This window comes from Anaerococcus senegalensis JC48 (assembly GCF_000321005.1).
GTDB classification, from domain to species: Bacteria; Bacillota; Clostridia; order Tissierellales; family Peptoniphilaceae; genus Anaerococcus; species Anaerococcus senegalensis.
Window position 1 is genome coordinate 124,971 of record NZ_HE578908.1, and the last position, 22,501, is coordinate 147,471.

Consider the following 22,501-nt stretch of genomic DNA (forward strand, 5'->3'; position numbering starts at 1 on the left):
CCTTGTGTTATAAAAAGGGAGCCCTAAGTCTCCCTTTCTTATTTGTATATTAATTTTTTCTTATCTTTTATAGCGCCTTTTGATACAATAACTTCTTTGATATGATCTTTTGATGGAATTTCATACATTACATCTAAAAGTAAATCTTCAAGGATTGTTCTAAGACCTCTAGCTCCTGTTTCTTGCTTGAAAGCTTTTTGAGCAATTTCTCTTACAGCTTCATCCTCAAAAGTTAATTTTACTCCATCAAGTTCAAATAATTTTTGATATTGTTTTAATAAAGAATTTTTTGGCTCTTGTAAAATTTTTACAAGACTATCTACATCCAAATCTTCGAGTGAAACAACTATTGGAACTCTACCAATAAACTCTGGAATTAATCCAAATTTTAAAAGATCTTCTGTTGATACATCTTTTAAAGAAATTTCTTTATTTTCCATATCATCTGATCCAAAACCAATTGATTTTTTGTTGGTTCTTTGTTTGATTATGTCTTTTATTCCATCAAAAGCCCCACCAACAATAAATAAAATATTTGTAGTGTCAACTTGTATATATTCTTGGCTTGGGTGTTTTCTTCCACCTTGTGGAGGAACATTTGCAACTGTTCCTTCAATAAGTTTTAAAAGTGCTTGTTGTACTCCTTCTCCACTTACATCACGAGTTATAGAAGGATTTTCACTTTTTCTAGTTATTTTATCAATTTCATCTATATAAATTATTCCTGTTTGGGCAAGTTCTATATCATAATCTGCAGCTTGTACCAATTTCAAAATAATATTTTCAACATCTTCTCCAACATAACCTGCTTCAGTTAAACTAGTCGCATCTGCTATTGCAAATGGAACATTTAATTTTCTGGCTAAAGTTTGGGCTAGAAGAGTTTTTCCAGATCCAGTTGGTCCAAGCATCAAAATATTTGATTTTTGAAGCTCAACTTCATCATCGTTATCATAATTTGAATTTATTCTTTTGTAATGGTTATAAACTGATACTGATAGAGTTTTTTTTGCCATTTCTTGTTGGATAACATATCTATCTAGATACTCTTTTATTTCACTAGGTGTGGCAAGATCTATATCAACATTTTTATTTTCAGTTAAATTTTCCCTATCAATAATAGACGCACATAAATCTATACATTCATTACAAATAAATGCATCAGGTCCTGCTATAAGTCTATCAACTTCGTTAGCACTTTTCCCACAAAAGGAACATCTATTTTCTTCAAATTCCATTTTACTCATATTTTTACTCAATTACCTTATCTATTAATCCATATTCTTTTGCTTCATAAGCATCCATTGAAAAATCTCTGTCTGTATCTTTTTGTATTTTTTCAATAGATTGTCCTGTATTATCTGATAAAATTTTATTTAATCTTTTTTTGATTTTTAAAATTTGTTCAGCTTGAATTTGAATATCGCTAGCTTGTCCTTGAGCTCCACCCGATGGTTGGTGAATTAGGATATTTGAATTAGGAAGAGAAAATCTCTTTCCCTTTGCCCCAGATGAAAGCAAAACTGCCCCCATTGATGCAGCTTGTCCTATACAAATTGTAGATACATCTGGTTTTATATAATTCATTGTGTCATAAATTGCAAGTCCAGCTGTAACTACTCCACCTGGTGAATTTATATAAAATTGAATATCCTTATTAGGATCTTGGCTTTCCAAAAATAAAAGTTGAGCAATAATAATATCACTTACCCCATCTTCTACAGGACCTGTTAGAAATATAATCCTGTCTTTTAACAATCTTGAGTAAATGTCATAAGCACGTTCGCCTTTATTTGTTTGTTCTATAACTGTAGGAACTAAAAAGTTTTTTGCGTTCATAAAATCTCCTTATCCTTTTTGGAGTTTATGATTATTACTAATCTTCTTTTTCTTCTTTAGTTTCTTCTGAATCTTTTTTAGCAGGAACTAATTTTACATTTTTTTCTAGAAGTTCTACAGCTTTTCTTCTTTTAACATTTTCAATAACTGTATCTCTAGAAACATTCTTTTCGAAGATTTCTTTGAATTTTTCGTAATCATCTACTCCATATTGTTTTGCAGCATCTTTAATTTCTGCTTCAACTTCTTCATCTGTTACTTCTACATTTTCTTTCAAAGCAACTTCATCCATTACAAGATTTGCTTTTACTTTATCTTCTGCAACAGCTCTATATTGATCTCTAATGGCAGACATGTCCATTTTTGTCATTTCTATATATTGTTGTAGAGAAATTCCCATTTGACGTAATCTTTGATCAAGATTTTGCATTTCTAAATCAATTTCTCTATTTACTAATGCATCTGGTGCACTTACTTCAGATTTATCAACTAAAGCTTTGATTGCTTCATTTTGAATTTGAGTTTTTACAGATTTTTCCTTATCTTCTTTAAGGTTTTTCTTTGTATCTTCTTTTAATTCTTCTAAGGTTTCAAATTCTGAAATATCTTTTGCAAATTCATCATCAATTTCTGGAAGTTCTTTTCTTGAAATTGAATTTATTTCTACTTCAAATTTTGCATCTTTTCCTTGGAATTCTTTAGCTTGATAATCTTCAGGGAAAGTTACATTAACATCAAATTTATCTCCAACTTTGTGTCCTTCAACTTGTTTTTCAAAGTCACCTACAAATGATTTTGATCCTAGTACTAAATCATAATTTTCAGCTTTTCCACCTTCAAATCTTTCCCCATCAAGGAAACCGTCAAAGTCGATGTTTACTGTATCTCCATCTTTAGCTTCACCATCTTCTACAGGAATTATTCTTGCATTTTCTTCTTGTTGGTGTTTAAGTTCATGTTCTACATCTTCATCTGTAACTTCTGTTGGAATTTCTGTAACTTCAAGTTCAGAATAATCTCCAAGTGTTGGATGAGGTTTTGTTTCAACTTCAACTTTAAATACTACGTCTTTTCCTTTTTCTATATCATCAAAATCAACTGATGGTTGGTCGATTACTTCAAGATTTAATTCATCAATTGCTTTATTATAAGGTTCTGGGAAAACTTCTTGAATTGCTTCATCGTAGAATACTTCTACTCCGTACATTTTTTCAATAACTCTTTTTGGAACTTTTCCTTTTCTAAATCCATCTACTCTATATTTAGATTTATTTTTTTTGTATACATTATCAACTGCTTTTTGAAAATCTTCAGCAGCTACTGTAAGATCAAATTTTGCTATATTATTTTCATGTGATTTTAATTCTGTCATCTTTTCCTCCTAAAACACTACATACTCATTAGTTTAATATACTACTTGTACTAATTTCTATCAAGATTAATATATTTATTTTTTATATATTTGATGATTTCACTTTTTTTATTTATTAATTTTTCATCCATTACCAATGAATAAATTTCCTTTAATATCATACCAAGTTCTTTTCCTTCTTCAAAACCTAATTCTATTAAATCTTTTCCAGAAAAATCTATCTGATCTTCCTTGCTTGGAACATCAGAATTTAAAATTTCCTCTAGAAATTTTTTTGCCAAAATAATATTTTCTGTATTGTCATGGGCTGTTGCTAAAACATCTGCTTTTTGGAGGTCAAAAAGATCATAAATATTTTCTTCTCCAACTTTTCTAAGAAGTTTTCTTACAGACTTTTTAGTATAAGTATTAGTGTTGTCCATATGTCTTCTAACCAAAATTGCAGTATTTTCAATAAATTTTTTTGGATATTTTAAAATTTTTAGTCTTTTTCTAATTATTTTTTCAGAAATTTCTTGGTGGCCAAAAAATCTACCCTCTCCATTTTTATCTATAAAGAATGTATCAATTTTTCCTGTATCATGAAATAAGGCTGCCATTCTAGTTTTTAGATTTTTGGAAGAGATTTCCAAAACCTTCATAGAATGTTCAAATAAATCTAGATTGTGGTGAGATGAATGTTGGTCAAAGCCAAGCATTTTTTTTACTTCTGGAAAAATATATTCTAAAAGATAAAGATCATCCAAAAGTCTAATCCCTCTTGAAGGATTATCTGCTAATAAAATTTTATCAACTTCATCGCTAATTCTTTCTTTTGAAATATCTTCTATATGACTTGCCATTTGACTTATAGCTTTTTTTAATTCACTTTCAATTTCAAAATCTAGGATTGTTGCAAATCTTACTGCTCTAATTGCTCTTAAATAGTCTTCTTTAATTCTTTCATAGGGATTTCCTACAGCCCTAATCAATTTATTTTGTAGGTCTTTTTTTCCACCAAATAAATCAATAAGTTCGCCATTTCTAAAAGCCATAGCATTTATTGTAAAATCTCTTCTTTTTAAATCTTCATCTATTGAGTCTGAAAAGGAAATTTTTTCTGGATGTCTTCTATCTTTATAGGTTGATTCGCTTCTAAAGCTAGTAATTTCATATTCTTTTGACTTATAAATAACTTTAATTGTTCCAAATTTTTTCCCAATATCAATTAATTTTAAATCGGAAAAAATTCTCATTATATCATTTGGTCTTGCCCTTGTCGTAAGATCAATATCATGTATTTCTTTTCCAAGAAGCCTATCCCTTACAGCTCCTCCAACTAGATAAGTTTCAAATCCTTCATTTTCTAATCTTTTAGCTAAATATTCATAAGACATTATTTCTTTCCTATTTTTATATAAACATTTATAAAATTATCTCCGTCATTAATTTCTACTGCTTCCGGCACAACTAATTCTAGGCTTTTCTCAAATTCATTGTTTTTTAAATTTGTAAGATCAATTTTTTCTGTCTTAATCTTATCGATTTTATCTATAATACTTTTTTCACCCTTTATTACGACTTTATTAGGAGAATATTTTTTTTCTATAACTTCCATATTTTTTGGAAGAGACTCTTCATAATCTAATTCTATTTCAACTTCTTTACTTTGTAATACATCAAAAGAAATTGAAACATCATTTTGAGATAAGTCTACATTTGCGACTGTTTTACCAATTTTATCAACAGGCCTTGCTTCAATATCATGAATTTTACCATCTAAATATTCATCTTTTCCAATATTTAAAATAATTTTATCAACCTTATCAATATTTTTTCTAAGACCTGAAACTGTAATTTTCTTTGTTGATTGTTCGCTCACATTTATTATCTTAGATTCTTTTAACTTATCAGGAATTTTAATTTCAACTGGAAGATCTTTTTTTACAATTTTTTCAATTTTAAAATTAACATTTGATGGATTTGTGCTTTCAACCTTAATTCCTGAAGGTCCATCTACTTTTATATTTAAAGTTTTTACTCCTTCAGTTGGAACCCCCAAATCTACACTTGCAACTAAATCATCAGAAGATAAAGATGCAAGATCAGATCTAGAACCTTCAACTTTAACATTTACACTTGAAATCTCATCTTTTCCTACCAAAGCATAGCCTTCTTTTTGCATTACTTCTTGATTCTTTATAGTTAAAGGTACGCCTCTTACAGTTTTTGATAAAGAAGGATTAGTTGAAGTCATAACATAAGCCCACATTATGACAGCCACAAGAACTGATAATGCTATTAATTTTCTATCATTTTTGTTGTTCATTCTCATCCCTCCTTTTCATATTCAACTTATTTTCATCGTAATTTAATTCCTTAACTAACCTATCTTTTAGAGATTGTTCATCAAAATATCTATTTATATTTCCATTGCTCACAAGAGAAATTGTTCCAGTCTCCTCACTTACTACAACAACAAGGCAATCACTTTTTTCACTAATTCCAATTGCTGCCCTATGACGAGTACCTAGTTCTTTTGACAAGGTATTATTAGTTGTTAAAGGCAAATAGCAAGCTGCGGCTTCTATCAAATCATTTCTAATAATAACAGCGCCATCGTGAAGAGGAGTATTTGGAATGAAAATATTAATTAAAAGCTCGCTTGATATTTCTGATCTTAAACTAGTACCACTTTCAATAATATCATTAAGACCAACTTCCCTTTCGATTACAACCAAGGCACCAATTTTTTGCCTTGATAAAGAACTCATAGCAGAAACAATTTCATCGATAGACTTCTCATTTTTATTATAGGAATCATTTACAAAAAAACTTCTTCCCCTACCAATTCTTTCAAGAGCAGATCTTAACTCAGGTTGAAAAACTACAATAATAAATACCAAAGACACAGTAAAAAATTGATTCATAAGCCATGAAACAGTATTCAAATTAAAAATGTCTGAAATAGATGCAAAAAATAAAACAAAAATAAAACCCTTCATAACTTGCTCAGCCCTAGTATTTCTAAGAAGCTTTAATAATTTATAAGCAATAAAGGCAATCAGTGCTATATCAATTATATCTGTAATCCTAATCAAAGATAAATAAGCTATAAAATTATCTAAATATGACATGTCCACCTCCTAAGTATATATATATATATTATATACTTTATTATAAAATTTTGTAGAAAAGAAAGGCTAAAATAAAATTTAAATTTGATAAATTTTTTTGCTGATTGAATTTAATGAAAAAAATCACAAAAAAATACCAAGCTTTTAGCTTGGTGTTTTTGTTAGTTTTAATTTTTGTTTCAACTATTATTTATTTTTGTAATTTAAATTTTATTCTTCGTTTTTACTTCGCGGCATGTTTGTAAAAAATGTGCCACTGGCACATTTTTTAGCCCATCATACGCTCTTTGACCACGTTCTACTTAATTTAGTTTTTTTTACTATTTTAAAACTGAAGTTTAGTTCTTCGTTTTTACTCCGCGGGATGTTGGTAGAAATTGTACCACTGGTACATTTTTTAGCACAACATACGCTCTTTGACCACGTTTTACTTAATTTAGTTTTTTTACTATTTTAAAACTGAAGTTTAGTTCTTCGTTTTTACTCCGCGGGATGTTGGTAGAAATTGTACCACTGGTACATTTTCTAGCCCAAGCATATGCTCCTTGGTTGCGTTAAACTTAATTTTCTTAGTTTCCAAATTAAAACTTTTTTTAATTCTTCGTACTTAATCCGCGGGGCATTAGTAGAAATTGTGCCACCGGCACAATTTCTAGCCTAATGCCACATCCAGGATCATCATTACTGAAAAGCCTACTGAAAACCAAATTACTCCTAAGTTTGAGTGATCTTCGCCTTCTCCTGTTGCTTCTGGAATTAATTCTTCTACTACCACGTAAAACATTGCACCTGCTGCAAAGCTTAAAAGATATGGTAATATTGGTATCATTATTTGAGATAATATTATTGTTAAAACAGCTGCTACTGGCTCTACTGCTCCTGACAAAACTCCCATTATAAATGATTTATTTTTTCCAATTCCTTGACTTTTTAATGGCATTGAAATTATTGCTCCTTCTGGAAAATTTTGAATTGCAATTCCCAATGAAAGCGCCATAGCTCCTGCCATTGTTAAATCTGTGTTTCCTGATAAAACTCCTGCAAAAGTAACACCTACTGCCATTCCTTCTGGAATATTATGGATTACAACTGCAAGAACCATCATAGTTGTTTTTCTTAAAGAATCATTTTTTGGACCTTCTGCCACATCGCTATCAACGTGTTGGTGAGGAACAACATTATCTAAAAATAATAAGAATACTATTCCTACAGCAAATCCAACTACTGCTGGAATCCAAGAAATTTTTCCCATTTTTTCTTCTACCATTTCCATAGCAGGAATTAATAGAGACCACACACTTGCTGCAACCATTACTCCTGCTGCAAATCCTGATAGAGATTTTTGTAATTTTGTTGATAATTCATTTTTCATTAGGTATACCATTGCCGATCCAAGACTTGTGCCTAGGAAGGGTATGAGTAAACCTATTATTAAATCTTTGTTCATTTTTTCTCTTTCTAATTTTAAAGTTTCCAAATATCTTTTGCGTATTCAAGGATTGTCCTGTCTGATGAGAAGTAACCTGCATTTGCTATATTTTTTAAACTCTTTCTTGCCCATGCAAGTCTATCAGTGTATTCCTTATTTATTTTTTCGTGGGTTTTCTTATAGTCTTCAAAGTCTTTTAGGACAAAATAATTATCAGCTTTTTCTCCACCTTGTGGATTTATTAAGGAATTATAAATATCAAGGAACATATAGGAGTCATTGTCATTTAACTCTCCTGATAAAAGTGTATCTACTGCATCTTTTATATCTTGGTTTTTGTGATAAAATTCTTTTGGATTGTATGAATTATAAATTTTATTTAATTCTTCTACTTTCGCTCCAAATAAATAATTATTTTCAACTCCTGCATTTTCAAATATTTCTATATTTGCTCCATCATAAGTTCCAAGTGTTAAGGCTCCGTTTAGCATAAATTTCATATTTCCAGTTCCTGAGGCTTCTTTTCCTGCTGTTGAAATTTGCTCAGATATATCTGCTGCTGGGAATAGTTTTTCACCGTAGCTTACCCTGTAGTTATTTACAAATACTACTTTTATTTTGTCATTTACATCTGGGTCATTATTTACAACTCTCGCTATTTCGTTTGCAAGTTTTATTATTGCCTTTGCCCTAAAATATCCTGGTGCTGCTTTTCCTCCAAGAATAAAGGTTGTAGGATAAAAGTCCATGTCAGGATTTTTCTTTAGTTTATGGTAAAGACTTATTATATGAAGAAGGTTTAAATGTTGTCTTTTGTACTCATGAATTCTTTTTATTTGAATATCAAATATTGAATTTGGATCTACATTTATTCCTTCATTTTCTAGAATATATTTTGCCAAATCTTTTTTATTTTCAAATTTTATTTTATTTATTTCTTCTAGAGTTTTTTCATCATCTAAATATTTTTCTAATCCCTTTAATTTTGTAAGATCGTATTTCCAATCATCGCTACCTAATTTTTCTGTTATGAAATTTGATAGTCTTATATTTGAATACACTAACCATCTTCTTGGTGTGATACCATTTGTCTTGTTATTGAATTTTTCTGGCATTAATTTGTACCAATTGTTAAAGGTATCATCTTTTAAAATTTGTGTATGAAGTTTTGCAACTCCATTTACAGACTTACTCATAACTATTGCAAGGTTTGCCATTCTTATTTGATCAAATCTTATAATTCTGTAAGGATCAATAGCTTCTTCTGAAAGTCCCTTTCCTTTAAATTCTTTTACAATATTTTCATTTAATTTTTCAATTATTTCAAAACATCTAGGACATACTTCAAGCATTATATCTTTTGGCCATGTTTCTAGAGCTTCTTGTAAAACTGTATGATTTGTAAAAGCAAATGTATTTTTTGTAATTTCTACTGCATTTTCAAATTCCATTCCATTTTCATCAACTAAAACTCTAATTAGCTCAGGAATTGTTATTATTGGGTGAGTGTCATTTAATTGAATTACATGATATTTTGAAAATTCTTTAAATTGTAGGTCGTGTTCAAAGTATTGTTTATATTTTGAAACCATATCTTGAATTGATGCTGAACAGAAAAAGTATTGTTGTTTTAATCTTAAAACTTTCCCTTCTCTTTGCATATCATTTGGATATAAAACTCTAGTTATATCTTCTGCCCTATTTTTTTCTTCAACTGCCTTATCATATTGAAAATTATTAAAATATGAAAAATCAAATTCTTCAAATGGTTCTGCTTGCCAAAGTCTTAGGGTATTTACTTGTTCGTTTTCAAAACCTAACATTGGCATATCATATGGAACTGCTTTTACAGTTTGGTCTCTAAATTTTACAATTTTTGAATCAGACTCAACTCTTATTGACCAACCATCACCATCTTTTATCCAGTGATCTCCTTCTTCTACTTGAAATCCATTTTGTATAGTTTGTTTAAATAATCCTTCCCTATATCTAACACCATAACCATACATATCAAGTTTTTGAGTTGCAGCTGAATCCATAAAACAAGCTGCAAGTCTACCAAGGCCACCATTTCCAAGAGCAGCATCATCTTCAAAATTTTCTATAGATTCAAAATCTATATCAAGTTCGTTTAAAATTTCTTTGACCTCATCATAAATTCCAAGATTTATGAGGTTATTCCCAAGTGATCTTCCTACCAAAAATTCTGCCGAAAAATAATAGGCTTTTCTTGATTTTCTTGACCTATTTTTGCAATTTCTCCATTCTTGGTTTATTAATTCCATTATTGTATCACAAAGAGCAAAATACCTATCTTTATCTGAAGTATCTTTAAAATTTTTAAGCGTTATTCTTTGCAAATTCTCAATATAATTTTCCATAAATTTATTTTTGTTCATAATTATCTCTCCCATATGTTTTTGACAATTCCTTTATTTTTAAAGAAATTTCATCATCTAGAACTTCTTTTTTAAGTCTCCATTTCCAGTTTTCTCCCAATATTCCAGGTTTATTAATTCTAGCCTCATTTCCATATCCTAAGAAATCTTGTATTTGAAATATAGCTATATCTGAAACCGACATAAATAAATTCCTAATTATTTCCCAGTTTATTTGGTCATTTTCTTTTATATTAAAATACTTTTTAACCATTTCTAATTTTTCATCATCTAAGTTATCAATCCAACCTTGAAGAGTATCTGAATCATGAGTTGATCCATAAACTATTGAGTTTTTTTCATAATTGTGAGGAAGGTATGAAGAAGTATAATCGTCTCCAAATGCAAATTGTATTACTTTCATTCCAGGATATCCTGTTTTATTTTTTAATTTTTCAACTTCTTCAGTTATAAAACCTAAATCTTCTGCTATAAATTTAGCGTCTTTAAATTCTTCATTTACTTTTTTGAAAAATTCATCTCCACAAGCTTTTTGCCATCTTCCATATTTTGCATTTTCATCATTGAATGGAACTTCATAATAAGCTTCAAATCCTCTAAAATGATCTAATCTTAGATAATCATACAATCTTAAATTAAGTCTTATTCTTTCTATCCAAAATTTAAAATCACTTTCTTTTAATTTTTTCCAATCATAAATTGGATTTCCCCACAATTGTCCATCTTCAGAATAAGCATCTGGTGGAACAGCTGCTACAACTGTAGGATTTTTTGTTTTTGGATCTAATTTTAATATGTTGGAATTTGCCCAAGTATCAGCACTATCAAAGGCAAGATATATCGGCAAATCTCCTATTATTTCTATTTGTTTTCTATTAGCATAAGCTTTCAAATTTCTCCATTGTTTGAAAAATTCATATTGGATAAAGGCATAGAAATTTATTTCATCTAGATGATTTTTTCTAAATTCTTCTAGGGCATCTTTGTTCCTATTTTTTAATTCTTCTGGAAAATCTGTCCAAGCCACATCAAGTTGATCTTTTTTTATTGCCATATATAGGCAATAATCTTTTAACCAATATTTTTCTTCTTTTTTAAATTCTTCAATCTCTTCTTTTAATTTTGTTTTTGCTTTTTGGTAAGCTTTTTTCAAAACTCTAAATCTTAAATTATAAATTAAAGAATAATCTATACTTTCTTCATCATTTCCAAAGTCTAAATTTTCATAATCTTCTTTTTCTAATAAACCATCTTCATTTAATAAATCCAAATCTATAAAATATGGATTTCCAGCAAATGAAGAAAATGATTGGTAGGGACTATCTCCATAACTTGTTGGTCCTAGAGGCAATATTTGCCAATAGGAAAGATTCGCATTTGAAAAAAAGTCTACCAATTTGTAAGCTTCTTTTCCAAAAGCTCCTATTCCATAATCAGAGGGAATAGAAAAAATTGGCATAACAACTCCACTTGCTCTTTTAAATCTTTTTATCTTTGCCATATTAATCCTCTTTTAATAATTTTATAAGCCTATTTTAGTATTTCATCTTTTTCAAAATAAATAAAACCAGTGTAAGTTCTTGGTTGATTTAAAAATTTTTTTAAGGAAACTTTATAAACTTCTCCCCAAGAAGAAAGAGTCAGAATATAGTCATCCTCCTTTTTATTAATTTCTGTTATTGTTACTCCATGATGTTTCATTACATCTACTGAATTACTTAACCAATTAAAAAATATTACAGGAAGATCTTGATCTAGGGCCTTTATTATAAAATTAGCTATCTCCTCCATTGAGTGTCTTTTTATTGGTAAATCTTCTAAAATATGAGATTTCAGATTTAAATGATAGGATTTTCTTATCCTATTTACTTTAAAATCTAGTAATCTTGCTGTTGGAATTCCATATATTTTTGGTTTTAAGACTTTAAAAAACCAATATTGATAATCATTAAATTCATCATAAGAAAATTTTTCATTTTTTCTAAAAAGATATAGGTAAATATTAGTAAAGGCTGTTACCACACAAGATCTATCCCTATAAAATTTACTTACTCCCATATCTTTTAACATATTTTGATAACCACCAAATAAAATTTTATTTTTCCTAACAACTGGAACAAATTCACCTATCTTAGATTTTTTTAGCTTCATCTAATTTTCTTCCTTTTTATAGTGAACTTTTTCGGATAATTCTTTTATTTTGTCTTTTGAAATTTCTTTTTCTTTTAATTTTTTATCCATTTTCTCATTCATTAATGTGTATAAAATTGATGCTATTGGAATTGAAACAAGCATTCCTACAACTCCAAACAAACTTCCTCCAATTGCTATTGAAACTATAACCCAAATTGATGGAAGACCTATTGTTTTTCCAGCAAGAGCTGGATAAATTATCGATCCTTGGACTTGTTGAGCTATTAATAAAAATATCAAAAATACCAATGATTGAATAGGTGATTCTATAAAAATTAAAATCATCATTATAATTGTTGCAATTAATGCACCAACATAAGGAATAAAATCTGCAATAGCAACCATAATTGCAGCCATTGCTGCAAAAGGAATTTTTAAAATAAACATTCCGGTTAAAACCAAAAGTCCTAAAATCAAACTTGAAAGAGCCTTTGAATTTATATAGGATGCAAAGGTTGAATAAGATAGGCTTGCAACCTTATTAATTTCATCAGCTGTGTCTTTTTTAAAGAGTGAATAGATAATCCTATTTGCCAAAATTTTCAAGTCTTTCTTATTTATCAATACGAATACAGAAAATATCAAACTAGTTACAACTGTTACAAGAGTAGATGAAACCGAATTAATTATTGATGTTGTTTTATCAAAAATATTTCCAGCTTCCCCCATAAAATAGTCTCTTACTTGAACCAAAGTTTTGTTCCAATCTACACTATTAATATATCTTTGTATATCATCAGCAAATCTTTTTGTAATTTGATTTTTGTTCAAAAGTTTTACAAAATCATTTAAAAATACTGGAAATCTTTCAATTAAAGTTGTTACTGCCGAAGAAATCCTTGGAATCAAAACATTTAAAAATATAACAATACCAAGAATAAATAATATCCATGAAGTAATCAATGATAGTGCTGGAATTAACTTTTTAGTTTTTTCTGTTTTAAATACTTTTACAAATACTTTTTTTTCAAAAAAATTCATAGGCAAATTAATAATAAATGCCAACATAAATCCAATCAAAAAAGGTTGATTTACAGCTATAAAAACTGCAAGAGCATTAGTTACATTTTTTATATACCAAAATGCAAAAAATACCAAAATAGAAATAAGAATCACCCTTAATAATTGTGAATTCTTTTGGTCTAATTTTTTCATTATCTTCTAACTCTCCTTATTAATCTTTTACATACATTTTACCATAGAAATTTTCTTTATTCTATCAAATCCATGCTATAATAAGGACGAGGTGGATTATGAAAAAATGCTATATTTTTGCTGGTGGAAATTTTGATGGTTTTTTTGACAAAGTAAAAGATAATGATTATATAATAGGAGCTGATAAGGGTTACACCTATATAGAAAAAATCGGACTAAAACCCAATTTAATAATTGGCGATTTTGATTCAGCAAAAAAACCTAATTTTGAAAATAAAATCGTATTGAAACCAGAAAAAGACGAAACAGATTTATATGCAGCAATAAATATTGGAATAGAAAAAGGATATAAAAAATTTATTGTTTATGGAGCTTTGGGGGGAAGATTGTCCCACACCATAGCAAATATAAAAATAATAGAAGAGTTTAAGAAAAAAGGAATTGATATAGTACTAAAAAGCAAAAATCAAAAAGTTTTTGTAATAAATAAAAATTTCATAGAGAATAAACAAATAGAAAATACCTACGTTTCTATTTTTGCTTTGACAGAAAAAATAGAAAATCTAAATCTAATAAATTTAAAATACCAATTAAAAAATTTCACTCTAAAAAATGACATGCATCTTGGAGTGTCAAACGAACCTGTTGGAAAAGAATTTAAAATTGAATTTGATAAGGGAATAATTCTTGTAATTTATGAAAATAAAAATGTATATAGATAGGTGACATCAATTTAAAAACACACAATTTATCATTTAAAAGCACTTGTAATATAAGATTATTGATATCTTAGTTTTCCATTACAAGTGCTTTTTTTATCATTTTACATATTTTAAAATATTTAATTTTAAATTATTTATAATATTTCTAAAATAATCAAAAATTTTTAATTAATTATTTTCAAAATATTTCTCAATATTTAATCTACCAACTACAACATCATCGCCATTTACTATAATTGGCCTTTTTAATAGCATTCCATCTGATGCAAGTAGATCTATTTTTTCATCTTCTGACATATCCTTTAATTTGTCTTTCAAATTTAATTTCCTATAAATTTGTCCAGAAGTATTAAAAAATTTCTTAATTTCTAAACCACTTTTTTTATATAGATCTTTTATTTGATCTTTTTCAGGCTTTTCTTCTTTTACGTCTTGAAATTTGTAAGAAATATTTTTTTCTTCCAAAAATTTCTCAGTTTTCTTACAAGTTGAGCAAGATTTATATCCAATTAATAAAACTTCCATTTTTTCTCCTTAAAAAAAAAGAGACTGGTAAAATCAGTCTCTTAATAATTATTATCTTCTATCCTTTTTGTCTTCTGAATCAGAATTTTTTGCCCTGTATTCTTCTCTTGTCATAACATCAACAACATCAACATTAACTGTTACAACATCAAGACCTGTCATTTCTTTTACATTTTCTTTAACAACTTTTTTGATTTGTTCAAATATTCTTGGAGCTGACTTTCCATATTCTAAGATTATTTGCATATTAACTTTTGCTTCTTTTTCTCCAACTTCTACATCAACTCCTGATGTATCTTGTTCTGTTGATGATTGGAAAACTGATGATACAGAATCAAAAAAGCTTGCTTTCATATCTAATATTCCATCAACTCTGTTTACAGCAATTCTTGAAATTTTTGCTACAACCTTGTCAGCAAAAGATAATTTTGAAACTTCTTGTTCAATTTCTGCGTCTTTTTCTAGTCCTTTTTCGTAATCTTTGTCAAATGTTTTTTCTGTCATAATTTTTTTCCTTTCTTATTTATTGAAATTTTTTTAATAAATTAACTACAAATCCTATAACTTTAGGATCTTTGTCAAGCCATCCACCTAAGCAATAGCAAAAACCTAATACTATCCAAATACCGAGAGTTCTAAAAAATCCATAATCAAATAAAGATCCAATAGTTACAATTCCTAAAATTAGAGAAATTATTTTGTACTTATTTTCTTCTTTAAATTTTTTGCATTCTTCTTCTTTTCTCTCTTTAATATCTAGCTTTCTCATTTCTACATCATAGGTGGATACATTTTTTTCATTTTCTTGATTTTTCAAATCTAAATTTTCATTATTTTTGTCCATTATACCACCTACCTAAGTTCTCTTTCTTGACTTTTTTGGGCTTTATTTAATTGAACATGAGCATTTGAATTTTCAAGTCCTGTAAGATTCTTCAAAGCAAATTCAACTTCTGCTTGAATTTTTCTTCCTAAATCTTCAAAATCTCTTTCGCCAAAAATATCGCATTTTATATTTGCATCTATAGTATTGCCCTTAATTATCTTTACTTTTGAATCTGTAAGTTCTGCTCCTTGAAATTTCTTAACAGCAGAATCTACTGTAGCATCTAATGAATTTTTTGTTATAAAAATATCTCCAGTATTATCTTCGACTAAATATTCGCGTTTATCATTTTGATTTGCGATAATATCTATTAAAAGAATAATAGCAAAAACCAACACAGCAATTGCAAATCCTAGAAGTACATATCTATAATTTTGGATTTCTAAGTATGATAATAAATCATGACGAATTCCTTCATCTACAAGAGATACTGTGCCAAGCACAGCAGCAATTATTATCAATACTATTGTCATTAGAGACCACAAAAATTTTTTAAAACCTCCCATAAATCCTCCTTAATATTAATTTACCCACACTTTATCATTTGAAACAAAACTTTTTAATTTTCTTCCAATTCTAAAGATAATTCTAGCCATCTATCTTGTAATTTCAGCTTTTTGTCTTCAAGATTTTTTATGCTTTCGAAAGTTTTAATTACTTTTTCTTGATCATCATAAAATCCTTCTTTTAAACTTTGTTCAGTTAACTGATGAATTTTCGTATCAATAGTATTTGTTTCTTTTTCTAATTTTTCAAGTTTTTCTTTTATTTTTTTTATTTCAAGTCTTTTTAATTTTTTCTTTTTTTCTTGTTTTTTAATTTGGGTTTGAGTCAAATCTGTTTTTTTCTCATCTTCCATTGACTCTTCTTTTAATTTTTCTACATAATAATCGTAATTTCCCAAATATTCTTTGATATAATTTTTGTGCATATCAAGAATTTTCACAGCAATTTTATTTAAAAAATACCTATCGTGGCTTATTACAAGAACTGTCCCCTCATAAGCAATTAGAGCATCTTCCAAAGCTTCTTTTGAATCTATATCAAGATGATTAGTTGGCTCATCCATCAAAATAAAATTGCAATCTGAAAGCATAAGTTTTAATAGAGAAATTCTTGCCCTTTGGCCTCCTGATAATTCATTTATCGGCTTATCTACTTCATCTTGATAAAACATTATCTTTGCCAAATATGATCTAATTTCATAATTTGTAAGATCAGGATAAGTTTCTCTTATTTCTTCAAACAAGGTATTTTCTGTATTTAAAGATTTTTGTTCTTGATCAAAATATCCAACTTTTACACTTGATCCAAGCTTTATTTGACCATCATCTTTTCTTTCTTGATTTAAAATAATTTTAAAAAGTGTGGTTTTTCCTACACCATTTTCTCCAATAATTGCTACCCTATCATTTCTATAAATATTAAAAGAAATATCTTCAAAAATATCTTTATCATAAGATTTTTTCAATTTGTCAACACTTAATACATCAACTCCAGAAACAATTCTTGGTGTAAATCTAATATTTATTGATTCGTTAAGATTATCAGGTTTTTCTATCCTTTCCATCTTATCCAAAAGTTTTTGTCTGGATCTTGATTGAGAAATTCCTCTTTTTCTTTTTGAACCACCAAGATTTTTTAGCCTATCAATTATTTCTTCTTGTCTTTTAATTTCTTTTTGTTGTGATTTATATAGGTGATTTTGAACTTTCAAATCTTTTTTTCTTTGATCCATAAAGGAAGTATAATCACCATTATAAATTTTTAAAGCCCCATTTTCCATCAAAAATATTTTTGAAACAGTCGAATCCAAAAAATACCTATCGTGGCTTATAACTATAACTGATCCCTTAAAATTTTTGACAAAATTTTCTAAAAAATTTATTGCCTTTATATCAAGGTGGTTAGTTGGCTCATCTAATAAAATAAGGTCTGGTTTTTCCAATAAAAGACAGGCAAGTTCAACCCTTGCCTTTTGTCCTCCTGATAAAAGCGAAACTTCTTTTTGAAAGTCTTCTTCTTCAAAGCCCATACCAATAAGAACTCCTCTTATTTCTGACTTATAAGAATATCCATTTCTTTTTTCAAACTCTTCGCTTTTTTTCGCGTATTCTTTCATTATTTCATCGAGCTTATCTGGATTTTTTTCCTCGCTCATTTTTATTTCCAAATCTCTAATATTTTTTTCAAGATTTATTAGATCTTTAAAAACATCCAAACAATAATCATATATACTTTTATCAGACATAAGACCTAGTTGTTGTTTTAAATATCCAAGACTTACATCATTAGGTATATGAATATTTCCCTTATCTTTTGAAATTTCACCTGTTAATATATTAAATAGTGTAGACTTTCCAGAACCATTATTTCCTATTAATCCTATTTTATCTCCCTTATTTATTGTAAAAGAAATATTTGAAAATACATCTTTTCTTGGGTAGGATTTTTCTAAGTTTGATACTGATGCTACAATCATAATTATCTAGAATGAGAAATCTTCTGGTGAGTTGATAAAGTATGTCAAAGTAAATAATGATTCATCTAGGTGAACATTTTCTATGACGACATTATTTTTTGTCTTTAAATCAACCGGTGCGAAGTTCCAAATTCCTTTTATTCCTCCTTCACAAAGAATATCACATACTTCTTGAGCCCCCTCTTTTGGAGTTGTAATTATTCCTATGTCAATTTTATTTTCTATTAAATAATCTTTTAGATCATCGGTTGATAAAACTTTTTGTGAGTCTGTTGATAATTGTTCATTATTCTTATCAAAAACTGCTTTAACATTATAATCTAAAGTTTTGAATCCACTATATTGAAAAAGTGCATGCCCAATATTTCCATATCCGATTATTACCATAGAATATTCTTTATTTACGCCAATAATTTTTGCAAGCTCATCCATTAATTCTCTTACATTATAGCCATATCCTTGTTGACCAAAACAACCATAATGATTTAAATCTTGCCTAATTTGACTTGCAGTTAGACCTGTAATTTGTGAAAGCTCTTTTGATGAAACCCTTACAATTCCTTTTTCATTTATAGCTTCTAAATACCTATAATATTTTGGTAACCTTTTTATAACTGATAAAGAAACACTCAATCCTTTTTTCATAAACTCAACCTCCCTTAATTTTCAATTTTTTCTTCTTTATTATTTAATCTTTTTATAAGAATTAAATTAATAATATGTATCAAATACATTATTATTAGACCACTGTAAAATATTTGTTGCCAATAATCTGTTATTCTTCCATCAACTGCTATGTATTTTGGTAATAGTGGTGTGTAATTGCTTATTACAAGTAGAGCATGAAAACTTAACAAACAAAATACAACTACACTAATTAATGCTACAAAAATTGAATATCCTCTACTATTTTTTTCCATCAAAATATAAAGGGGATAAACTAACATTATAACCCACGAAATAATAAAGGATATATTCCAAATATGATTTATCATTTGTGGGTTAATTTTTGTAAGTATTAGTGCTAAATTTGATAATAAAACCACTAATACACTTAAAAGCAAAGATGTTGAAAGAAATCTTTCAAATCTTTTTCTCATTTTGCACCTACTTATTATATTTCTTAGATTTGTATCTTAAATTATTATCTAAGATTCTTTTTCTAATTCTTAGCTTATGAGGTGTAATTTCAATAAGCTCATCTTCTTCAACAAATTCCATCATTTCTTCAACGCTCATTATTTTCGCAGGAGATAAAACCAAAGCATCATCAGCTGATGATGATCTGACGTTTGTTTGTTTCTTCTTTTTGCAGACATTTACGTCAATGTCAATGCCTTTTGCATTTGATCCAATAACTTCTCCTTCATAAACTTCATCTTGAGGTTTTACAAAAAGTTGTCCTCTAGATTGAGCTGCATGAAGACCATAAGTAGTTGCTACTCCTGTTTCAAATGAAATAAGTGATCCTGCTTGTCTTTTTGCAATATCTCCTTTATATCTTTCGTATGAATCAAATTCTGTATTTAAAATTCCAGTTCCTTTTGTATCCGTCAAAAATTCTTGTCTATAACCAATTAGGCCTCTTGCAGGAATTTTAAATACCATTCTAGTATATCCTGAAGAATTTGGAGCCATATCTACAAGTTCTCCCTTACGAAGTCCTAATTTTTCTATAATTGCTCCAGTATATTCTTGATCTACATCTATAGTTGCAAGTTCTATTGGTTCTAAAGTTTTTCCATTTTCATCTTTTTTAAACATTACTTCAGGTTTTGAAACTTGAAATTCGTAACCTTCTCTTCTTAAATTTTCAATTAATACTGAAAGATGAAGTTCTCCTCTCCCTGAAACTTTAAATGATTCCGTTGAATCTGTAGCTTCTACTCTAAGTGATACATCTGTTTCTTTTTCTTTAAATAATCTATCTCTTAAATGTCTACTTGTTACATAATCTCCATCTCTTCCTGCAAATGGTGAATTATTTACAGAAAAAGTCATTGATAAAGTTGGTTCAGAAATTTTTGTAAATTCTATAGGGTCCATATCACTTTCAGTGCAAATTGTATCTCCTATATTTATATCTTCCATACCTGATAGGGCAACTATAGAACCAAAAGAAGCCTCTTCAACTTCGCTCCTTTGTAATCCTTCAAATTCATAAATTGTAACAATTTTCGATTTTACTTTTCTATCTTTGTCATTGTAATTTACAATTATGCATGGATCATTTTTATTGATTTTTCCACTTTCAACTTTTCCAATTGCGATTCTTCCAAGATAGTTATCATAATCTGTTGTTGAAACCAAAACTTTAAATGGATCATTTTCTTCTGCCTCAAAAGCTGGTGTATAATCTATAATTGTATCCAAAAGATCTGTCATATCTTCTTTTTCTTCTCCAAATTCTAGACTTGCCCAGCCTTGTTTTGCTGATGCAAAAACAAATGGGGAATCAAGATATGATTCGTCAGCATCAAGTGAGATAAATAAGTCTAGGACTTCATCCATTACTTCCTCAACTCTTTGGTCTGGCCTATCAACCTTATTAATACAAATTATTGCTGGAAGATTTAATTCAATTGCCTTTCTTAAAACAAATTTTGTTTGAGGCATTGGACCTTCATGACTATCAACTACCAAAACAACTGCTTCAGCCATGTTCAAAACTCTTTCAACTTCTCCACCAAAATCTGCGTGTCCTGGAGTATCGATAATATTTATTTTTATATCTTTATAATTTATGGCAGTATTTTTTGAAAGAATTGTAATTCCTCTTTCTTTTTCTATAGAATTTGAATCCATTACTCTTTCATCAACTTTTTGATTTTCTCTAAAAATACCACTTGTTTTTAAAAGTCCATCAACCAAAGTTGTCTTACCATGGTCTACATGGGCAATTATTGCAACATTTCTTATATCTTCACGTTTCATTAAATCACTTCTTTCTTATCTATTATAAACTATTTATTCATCAATTTATTATATCATATGTGATAAGATTATCAATAAATAACAAAAAAAATACTTGATAAATCAAATTTACCAAGTATTATATATACAATTTTATCTTCGAATTTCTTTTTACCAAGGCTATTATAATATTATCTTTAATTATTAAATCATCTGCTAGAGTATAAACAAGTTTTATCCCCCTACCATGATCATTTAAACCATCATTTTCATAAAGATAATCAATTCCTTCTCCCTCATCCTTCACTTTTATTAGGCAACAATCATCATCCATGATAAAAGTTGTATCAATGATCTTATCATACTGACATCTATTTCCATGCTTATAGGAATTTATTATAAGTTCATCGAGAATTAATTTTATTTTAAAAATTAAATTTTCATCTATTTTTTTATTTTTTAAATTTAAAACAAGCTCATCCCTAAATTTTTTAATCAAATTGAGATCTGTTGGTATTGTATTTCTAATAAGTTCCATATCATCCCTCATCTCTTGCTAATAGACTTATACCCAATAAAAAAATTTTTTGTCAATTTTTTTGTCTTTTACTAAAATTATTGATTTTTATTTTTTTGTAGTATAATGTAAATATAACAAAGTGAAAGGAGAATATTATGAAATACGTATGTACAGCTTGTGGATATATCTATGATCCTGCAAATGGAGATCCAGATAACGGAATCGACGCAGGAACAGAATTCAAAGATCTACCAGAAGATTGGGTTTGCCCAGTTTGCGGAGTAGGCAAAGATATGTTCGAAGAACAAGAATAAGATTTTTTTAAAGGGAGGCCCTTGGCCTCTCTTTTTTCTAAGTCCGTATTTAAAATTAATTATGAAATATTTTTTAAAAAAATATAGTAAAGAAATTAAAATATTAATAAGCCTTGGACTTTCAATTTTATTTTTGAGCTTTCTATATAAATTATATAAACTTGGAATCCTAACAAATTCTAAAAAATTATATGATTATATTGGAGCTTTTACATACCTTGATCCTTTAATTTTTATAATTTTGAAAGTAATGATCGGATTTGTTCCATTTATTCCAACAACAATTTTTATAGTAATAGGTTTCGCTTTGTTTGGACAAAAATTTGGCTTATTTCTAAATTATATTACTGGCCTTATGGCAGCAGTAATAAATTATACTTTGACAAGAATTTATGGAAAAAGATTTTTAAATATCTTTATTCCAAAAAGAATCTCAAAAAATTTGAAAGTGTAAAAAGGCAAAGTAGTAAAAAATTCAAAAAAATTTTATTTATAACAAGCGCAACTCCATTTGCCCCTGATAATGCCCTATCCATGGTTGCAGGTTTTAAAAAATCAGATTTAAAGAATACCTAAAAATAATGGTGGTTGCAAAATTTATAGAAATTTTAATAATAGCCTACTTTATGTATCATT

23 protein-coding genes are annotated in these 22,501 nt (G+C 28.2%); 3 read left to right on the plus strand and 20 right to left on the minus strand.

Annotation, left to right across the window (positions count from 1 at the left end; genetic code table 11):
* Nucleotides 1-38: 38 nt before the first annotated feature.
* The 11 genes from clpX to ASHG_RS07230 all read right to left on the minus strand — a co-directional run bounded on the left by clpX (nucleotide 39) and on the right by ASHG_RS07230 (nucleotide 13,503).
* Entirely contained in the window at nucleotides 39-1,247 is a 1,209-nt protein-coding gene (clpX, locus tag ASHG_RS07180; protein WP_040398596.1) for an ATP-dependent Clp protease ATP-binding subunit ClpX, read from the minus strand.
* 4 nt (nucleotides 1,248-1,251) lie between these two features.
* Nucleotides 1,252-1,839 carry an ATP-dependent Clp endopeptidase proteolytic subunit ClpP gene (gene clpP, locus ASHG_RS07185; protein WP_040398598.1) on the minus strand — a complete coding sequence of 196 codons (588 nt, stop codon included), beginning with the start codon at nucleotides 1,837-1,839 and terminating at the stop codon, nucleotides 1,252-1,254.
* 37 nt (nucleotides 1,840-1,876) lie between these two features.
* A complete protein-coding gene (tig, locus tag ASHG_RS07190; RefSeq protein WP_040398599.1) occupies nucleotides 1,877-3,211 on the minus strand; it encodes a trigger factor in 1,335 nt (444 codons plus the stop codon).
* Nucleotides 3,212-3,261: 50 nt separating this feature from the next.
* The gene (locus ASHG_RS07195; RefSeq protein ID WP_040398600.1) at nucleotides 3,262-4,587 is read right to left on the minus strand and encodes a CCA tRNA nucleotidyltransferase; all 1,326 of its coding nucleotides are present in this window, start codon (nucleotides 4,585-4,587) and stop codon (nucleotides 3,262-3,264) included.
* Complete coding sequence (locus ASHG_RS07200; RefSeq protein WP_040398601.1) at nucleotides 4,587-5,519, minus strand: CdaR family protein; 933 nt, start codon at nucleotides 5,517-5,519, stop codon at nucleotides 4,587-4,589. Before ASHG_RS07200 ends, ASHG_RS07195 begins: the two co-directional genes overlap by 1 nt.
* Nucleotides 5,503-6,327, minus strand: a complete 825-nt coding sequence (cdaA, locus tag ASHG_RS07205; protein WP_040398603.1) for a diadenylate cyclase CdaA — start codon at nucleotides 6,325-6,327, stop codon at nucleotides 5,503-5,505. The genes ASHG_RS07200 and cdaA overlap by 17 nt, the downstream gene beginning before the upstream one ends.
* Before the next feature lie 652 nt (nucleotides 6,328-6,979).
* Entirely contained in the window at nucleotides 6,980-7,774 is a 795-nt protein-coding gene (locus ASHG_RS07210; RefSeq protein ID WP_040398710.1) for a ZIP family metal transporter, read from the minus strand.
* A gap of 17 nt (nucleotides 7,775-7,791) precedes the next feature.
* Complete coding sequence (locus ASHG_RS07215; RefSeq protein ID WP_040398604.1) at nucleotides 7,792-10,155, minus strand: glycogen/starch/alpha-glucan phosphorylase; 2,364 nt, start codon at nucleotides 10,153-10,155, stop codon at nucleotides 7,792-7,794.
* Nucleotides 10,142-11,656 (minus strand): 4-alpha-glucanotransferase, encoded by a 1,515-nt coding sequence (gene malQ / locus ASHG_RS07220; RefSeq protein ID WP_040398605.1) that lies wholly within the window; start codon nucleotides 11,654-11,656, stop codon nucleotides 10,142-10,144. The genes ASHG_RS07215 and malQ overlap by 14 nt, the downstream gene beginning before the upstream one ends.
* A 29-nt stretch (nucleotides 11,657-11,685) precedes the next feature.
* Entirely contained in the window at nucleotides 11,686-12,306 is a 621-nt protein-coding gene (locus tag ASHG_RS07225) for a hypothetical protein (RefSeq protein ID WP_040398606.1), read from the minus strand.
* Nucleotides 12,307-13,503: an AI-2E family transporter gene (locus ASHG_RS07230; RefSeq protein WP_040398608.1), complete on the minus strand. Its 1,197-nt coding sequence runs from the start codon at nucleotides 13,501-13,503 to the stop codon at nucleotides 12,307-12,309.
* Nucleotides 13,504-13,601: 98 nt separating this feature from the next.
* Here ASHG_RS07230 and ASHG_RS07235 point away from each other — a divergent pair, with 98 nt between their 5' ends.
* Entirely contained in the window at nucleotides 13,602-14,225 is a 624-nt protein-coding gene (locus ASHG_RS07235; protein WP_040398609.1) for a thiamine diphosphokinase, read from the plus strand.
* A 168-nt stretch (nucleotides 14,226-14,393) separates the two neighbouring features.
* On the opposite strand, the gene ASHG_RS07240 is transcribed toward ASHG_RS07235, so the two are convergent.
* From ASHG_RS07240 to ASHG_RS07280, 9 genes are all read right to left on the minus strand, one after another.
* Nucleotides 14,394-14,750 (minus strand): Spx/MgsR family RNA polymerase-binding regulatory protein, encoded by a 357-nt coding sequence (locus ASHG_RS07240; protein WP_040398610.1) that lies wholly within the window; start codon nucleotides 14,748-14,750, stop codon nucleotides 14,394-14,396.
* A gap of 51 nt (nucleotides 14,751-14,801) precedes the next feature.
* Nucleotides 14,802-15,254 carry an Asp23/Gls24 family envelope stress response protein gene (locus ASHG_RS07245; RefSeq protein WP_040398612.1) on the minus strand — a complete coding sequence of 151 codons (453 nt, stop codon included), beginning with the start codon at nucleotides 15,252-15,254 and terminating at the stop codon, nucleotides 14,802-14,804.
* A gap of 19 nt (nucleotides 15,255-15,273) precedes the next feature.
* Nucleotides 15,274-15,594 (minus strand): DUF2273 domain-containing protein, encoded by a 321-nt coding sequence (locus tag ASHG_RS07250; RefSeq protein WP_040398614.1) that lies wholly within the window; start codon nucleotides 15,592-15,594, stop codon nucleotides 15,274-15,276.
* An 8-nt stretch (nucleotides 15,595-15,602) separates the two neighbouring features.
* Complete coding sequence (gene amaP / locus ASHG_RS07255) at nucleotides 15,603-16,142, minus strand: alkaline shock response membrane anchor protein AmaP (RefSeq protein WP_040398615.1); 540 nt, start codon at nucleotides 16,140-16,142, stop codon at nucleotides 15,603-15,605.
* 53 nt (nucleotides 16,143-16,195) lie between these two features.
* Nucleotides 16,196-18,118 carry a ribosomal protection-like ABC-F family protein gene (abc-f, locus tag ASHG_RS07260; RefSeq protein WP_040398617.1) on the minus strand — a complete coding sequence of 641 codons (1,923 nt, stop codon included), beginning with the start codon at nucleotides 18,116-18,118 and terminating at the stop codon, nucleotides 16,196-16,198.
* A 6-nt stretch (nucleotides 18,119-18,124) separates the two neighbouring features.
* Nucleotides 18,125-18,763 (minus strand): redox-sensing transcriptional repressor Rex, encoded by a 639-nt coding sequence (locus tag ASHG_RS07265; RefSeq protein ID WP_040398618.1) that lies wholly within the window; start codon nucleotides 18,761-18,763, stop codon nucleotides 18,125-18,127.
* Nucleotides 18,764-18,777: 14 nt separating this feature from the next.
* Nucleotides 18,778-19,218 carry a hypothetical protein gene (locus ASHG_RS07270; protein WP_040398619.1) on the minus strand — a complete coding sequence of 147 codons (441 nt, stop codon included), beginning with the start codon at nucleotides 19,216-19,218 and terminating at the stop codon, nucleotides 18,778-18,780.
* A 7-nt stretch (nucleotides 19,219-19,225) separates the two neighbouring features.
* Nucleotides 19,226-21,052: a translational GTPase TypA gene (gene typA / locus ASHG_RS07275; RefSeq protein WP_040398621.1), complete on the minus strand. Its 1,827-nt coding sequence runs from the start codon at nucleotides 21,050-21,052 to the stop codon at nucleotides 19,226-19,228.
* A gap of 118 nt (nucleotides 21,053-21,170) precedes the next feature.
* The gene (locus tag ASHG_RS07280) at nucleotides 21,171-21,569 is read right to left on the minus strand and encodes an ATP-binding protein (protein ID WP_040398622.1); all 399 of its coding nucleotides are present in this window, start codon (nucleotides 21,567-21,569) and stop codon (nucleotides 21,171-21,173) included.
* A gap of 137 nt (nucleotides 21,570-21,706) precedes the next feature.
* Here ASHG_RS07280 and rd point away from each other — a divergent pair, with 137 nt between their 5' ends.
* Nucleotides 21,707-21,865, plus strand: coding sequence for a rubredoxin (gene rd / locus ASHG_RS07285; protein WP_004814307.1), 159 nt, complete (start codon nucleotides 21,707-21,709; stop codon nucleotides 21,863-21,865).
* A 61-nt stretch (nucleotides 21,866-21,926) separates the two neighbouring features.
* Nucleotides 21,927-22,319 (plus strand): TVP38/TMEM64 family protein, encoded by a 393-nt coding sequence (locus tag ASHG_RS07290; protein WP_244264279.1) that lies wholly within the window; start codon nucleotides 21,927-21,929, stop codon nucleotides 22,317-22,319.
* Nucleotides 22,320-22,501 lie beyond the last annotated feature (182 nt).